Here is a 4959-nt window from a genome sequence, read left to right on the forward strand (position 1 = left end):
CGGGGAGGGGGCACTGCCCCCTAGCCCGTAAGGCAAACTGAGGGGGCGTCGCGGCCTTAGCCGCGCTTCGGACCGCAGGTCCGAGAAGTCCCCCGAAGAAGGGCGCTTGCGCCCCGGAAGTTTGGTCGGGAATCCAAACTTCCGTTGCCTTGACCCCTCTACACAGTGCCCGACCGGGCTGGGCCTGCCAGCTTGCCGGGGAGGGGCATACGGGGAGGGGGCACTGCCCCCTAGCCCGTAAGGCAAACTGAGGGGGCGTCGCGGCCTTAGCCGCGCTTCGCGCCTGCGCGAGAAAGCCGCGAGCGGGGGCGTTTTGGTCTGGAACCCAAAACGCCGCGCACCCTGGGGCCAAACGGATGCTGCCTTATCTCTGCGCGATTCTATTCGAAAACAGATTGGAAAATGCATTCTTTTGTATGTTTTCCAATCTGTTTTAAAATGCATGTTTTATTATATTTATAAATGCAAATTATAATGTATTCGTTAATAGAATTTCTAATAGAATCGTAAATCTATTTTATTTTGTATAAATTATTTTATTTGATATCACATTCGCGATTCTATTTTTAAATACATTTTATATCCCATCTTTTAATGCAATAGTAAGTGTATTTATTTATCTATTTTCAAATATATTTATCCATCTATTTTTGAATAGACTGTAGAATAGATGCTTGCATCTAAGCATCAACCTATGGTATAATAGAATCCATACGATATGAATAAACAGGATCGTTATTCTGTTAGGGGGTATATAAATGAAGATATTAACTTTTGGAACCCTGAAAGGCGGCGTGGGCAAAACCATGCTTTGCTTTAACATCGGAGGAATCCTCTCCCAGCTGGACTACAAAGTCCTGGTGATCGACGGCGACCTTCAAGGCAACCTAACCAATAATATGGGCATCGACCGCACCCGGGAAGGGCTGCTTACCACCTACGAAATTTATAACATCGACGAGCAGCAGCCCGACCCGGAAGCGCTGGTCTACCGCTCCCCGATCGACCGCCTTCCCAACCTCGATATGATCGCCGGGTCGATCTTCCTGCACAAGGCTGAACTAAAAATTGCGTCGGTGGCCGGACGGGAGCAGATTCTCTCCAACTATCTGAACGATCACCGCGACTTCTTTGAACAGTATGACTATCTGCTCATCGACACCAACCCCAGCATGTCGATCGTCAACCAGAATGCCTTTCTTGCTGCCGATGCGATCCTGCTGGTGAGCGACGTATCAATGAACGCGATCGAGGGCGCACAGCTTTTCATTGCGCTCTGGGAAGATGCCCGCAAACGTCTGCGCAGAGAGGATAACATCCGTGGTTTCATCATCAACGATTATGACGCCCGCAACAAAATTTCTGCCGATTTCCTCGAATATCTGAAAACTTCCCCGGATACCGCCGATCTGCGCGAACTGCTCTTCGAGACGATTATTCCGCGCAACGTGCGCATTACCGAAAGTGAACTCGCGGCTCTGCCCATCTCGATCTATGACCTGCGCTCCAGAGGTTGTGACGCTATTGCTTCACTTGTCGACGAAATGCTCGCACGCCACATTATATAATAGGTATAGGCTGCGGCTTTTTTTGCCCCTATATGAAGAATGCCGCCTACTGGCGGCAGGGGATGCCCGGTCCCGTCCGGGCGGACGGCTTGTTTTTTGCTTGTGCAAAAAGCAAGGTAAAAAGCACACATAAGGGGGAACCCCCCTTATGGAACCCCCGGAAGAGTGCCCGCCTTTGGCTGGGTGGAAGGGACACGCATGTCAGTGCCCGCCTCGACCTATTTTTTGTCCAGGCAGGCCCCGCCCACTCGCCCCGGGCCGCACCGCAGAACCCCTCTACACTGTGCTCGAACGGATCGGTGCACAAGGCTTGCCGGGGGAGTTCTCACAAGAGGGGGGCACTGCCGCCCCTCTTGTGGGGTGCGCCGAGCGGCTGTCGCGGCATTAGCCGCGCTTCGCGCCTGCGCGAGAAAGCCGCGAGTGGGGGCGTTTTGGTCTGGAACCCAAAACGCCGCGCACCTTTGAGGAAGGCGCGAGCGCCTATCCGTTTGGGCTGGCACCAAACGGATGCTGCCGCAAAACCCCACTACACAGTGCCCAATCGGGCCGAGCCAGCCAGCTCGCCGGGGAGGGGCACACGGGGAGGGGTCGCCGACCCCTAGCCCGTGAGGCGCATCCTGCCCAAGCGTCGCGCGCAAGCGCGCTTCGGGCTGAAAGCCCGAGAAGCGAAGGGCGTTGTTTTGGTCTGGAACCCAAAACAACATGCGCCCGGTGACCCCTCGCCCGTGAGGCGCATCCTGCCCGAGCGTCGCGCATAAGCGCGATCTCGGCCTAAGAGCCGCCTGCGGCGGTTGGCCTCGAAACGCTCGCTGCGGCTCGCAGTCCAGTCCGCAAGTCCGAGAAGTCCCCCGAAGCAGGGTGCTTGCGCCCCTGAAGTTTGGTCGAGAATCCAAACTTCCGTTGCCCTGGAACCCAAAACGCCGCACACCTTGGGGCCAAACGGATGCTGCCTTTGACCCCTCGCCCGTGAGGCAAACTGAGGGGTCGTCGCGGCGGATGCGCGATCTCGGCCTAAGAGCCGCCTGCGGCGGTTGGCCTCGAAACGCTCGCTGCGGCTCGCAGTCCAGTCCGCAAGTCCGAGAAGTCCCCCGAAGCAGGGTGCTTGCGCCCCTGAAGTTTGGTCGGGAATCCAAACTTCCGTTGCCCTGGAACCCAAAACGCCGCACACCTTGGGGCCAAACGGATGCTGCCTTAACGCCTCAGATCGAAAGCAAACCGGCGTCGCCGTACATATTCGCCTATCTATTCGTTTATATATTCATAAATCTATTGAAAACTATATTCACGAATATATTCATGGAGGTATTGGAAATTATGGCAAACAAATTTACCAAAAGCGTCCTTGAGCGGCAGGCCAAGGAGATGAAAGCACGCTCGTCCAAACCCGCGGAAGAGGGAATCCGCCCGGCGATACCAGCCGCGCCAGCGGAAACCGCCCCCGCAATCCCGCCGGAACCCACCCCGGCAGACACTCAAACGATCAGTCCACCTGAGCTGCCCGAACCAACCCCGCCCGAATCCCGGACAAGCTCCCCGCAAAATCCGCCGAACCCAGAAATCATACCGGAGCCGATCCCGGAAACAGCGCCGGCTCCCCCAGCAGGGGAGGGAAACATCAAGCCGCGTCCCGCACGTAAAACAGCTGCTCCGCTGCCCGATCTGACCGCGTTCATCGTGCGGGACGAAGGCCGCAACGCCAAAAACAAAACCTTCTATCTGGATGAAGCAGTCATTGACGCGCTGCATCGCGCCGCAGTCGCCCAAAAAATCACCGACAGCAAACTGGTAAACGACATTCTCAAGAAAATTTTGGGGATCTGATGTAAAGGAAAATCCCTTTCCAAATGGGACGGTACCAACTAACCGAAACTGGGTACCTTTCTCATTTTTCAATCGCTGTTTTTCGAAATAAGCAACGGATTCCTTTGATTTTCTCTGTTTTTTAAGCGATTTCAGTTCAAAGCCATTCGGGAGGGTTTTTCAACTTTTTACACTCTGTAATCTTTTTCACGGTACCACTAACCGAAACTGGGTACCTTTTCAAATTTTATTTCTATTTAACCGGCAATCTCTCCGGATTTCTCCGGATTCCTCTATTATTTGCCCCAATCCATAACTCTTTAAAAATACTACAGAAATAAAAAAAGCTTTACCTTACGTATACAATCCCAAACCAGCCACAAAAAAAGTGGGATCGCAGCCAGCCGGACAACGGTACACAAATCCGCCCCACAACTAACCAAAACTGGGTACCATCCTTTTTACAATTGCCTGTTTATCCACTGATTCCTCTGTTTTTCTCATGATTGCTTCGATTTTCACAAAAATTTAAAATTCTGCGATTTTTCTCGAAATCTTTCCGAAAACACGCATATTTTGCGGGAAATTGGGCAACCAAGCAACCTGGTGGTCAGTTTCTCAACCACAACCCAATCACTAACCGAAACTGGGTACCATAAAAAGCAATTCCCTCAAAATCTCCTGAAATCAGCTATTTACGCCCGATATCTCCCATTTTTAACAACCCGTCAAAATGCAGAACCACCCCTCTTGGCCACCCGCCCGGACAGACAACCCCCCATACAAACCGGTTCTGCCCACCATGCAAACCAAAACTGGGTACTAGACTAACCGAATCTGCCAATCTTACAAACCAAAACTGGGTACCTTAAAAAAACCAGGGCCATCCAGCAAACTCCCATCAAAAGCCAGTCCACCCACCCAATTTTCACTAAAAAAAATCCCTGTATGTACTGTATGTTATGTACGTACTATAGGAACCAGAACAGCCGATCTTTCAACATCGGCCTGTTTCTGGTGTAAAAATCGTTAAAAAAGCAACAACGGCAGCATCCGTCTGCCCCCCGGGTGCGCGGCGTTCCGGATTCCTGACCCAAACAACGCCTTTCACTTCTCGGGCCTGCGGCCCGGACTGCAAGCCGCAGCAAGCGTTTCGAGGCCAACCGCCGCAGGCGGCTCTTAAGCCGAGATCGCGCTTACGCGCGACACTCGGGCAGGATGCGCCTCACGGGCTAGGGGTCACCGGGCGCATGTTGTTTTGGGTTCCCGACCAAAACAATGCCCTTCGCTTCTCGGGCTTTCGGCCCGAAGCGCGGCTAATGCCGCGACAGCCGCTCGGCGCACCCCACAAGAGGGACTGAGGGCAACGGAAGTTTGGGTTCCCGACCAAACTTCCGGGGCGCAAGCGCCCTTCTTCGGGGGACTTCTCGGACCTACGGTCCGAAGCGCGCTCCGCGCGATGCCCCCTCAGTTTGCCTCACGGGTTAGGGGTCACCGGGCGCATGTTGTTTTGGGTTCCCGACCAAAACAACGCCCTTCGCTTCTCGGGCTTTCAGCCCGAAGCGCGCTTACGCGCGACGCTCGGGCAGGA

The 4959-nt window shown here is 53.9% G+C and carries 2 protein-coding genes; both read left to right on the forward strand.

Going from position 1 to position 4959, the window contains the following annotated elements; all coding sequences use genetic code 11:
* Positions 1 to 758 precede the first annotated feature (758 nt).
* Complete coding sequence (locus D5269_RS16750) at positions 759 to 1568, forward strand: ParA family protein (RefSeq protein ID WP_016317899.1); 810 nt, start codon at positions 759 to 761, stop codon at positions 1566 to 1568.
* A gap of 1314 nt (positions 1569 to 2882) precedes the next feature.
* Positions 2883 to 3389 carry a hypothetical protein gene (locus tag D5269_RS16755; RefSeq protein WP_120487045.1) on the forward strand — a complete coding sequence of 169 codons (507 nt, stop codon included), beginning with the start codon at positions 2883 to 2885 and terminating at the stop codon, positions 3387 to 3389.
* Positions 3390 to 4959 lie beyond the last annotated feature (1570 nt).

Source organism: Anaerotruncus sp. 1XD42-93 (assembly GCF_009917605.1).
In the GTDB taxonomy this organism is placed as follows: domain Bacteria; phylum Bacillota; class Clostridia; order Oscillospirales; family Ruminococcaceae; genus Anaerotruncus.

Excerpts from the sequence above, each read along its gene's own strand:
- D5269_RS16750 (WP_016317899.1), top strand. The coding sequence starts at position 759 with ATGAAGATATTAACTTTTGGAACCCTGAAAGGCGGCGTGGGCAAAACC.
- D5269_RS16755 (WP_120487045.1), top strand. The coding sequence starts at position 2,883 with ATGGCAAACAAATTTACCAAAAGCGTCCTTGAGCGGCAGGCCAAGGAG.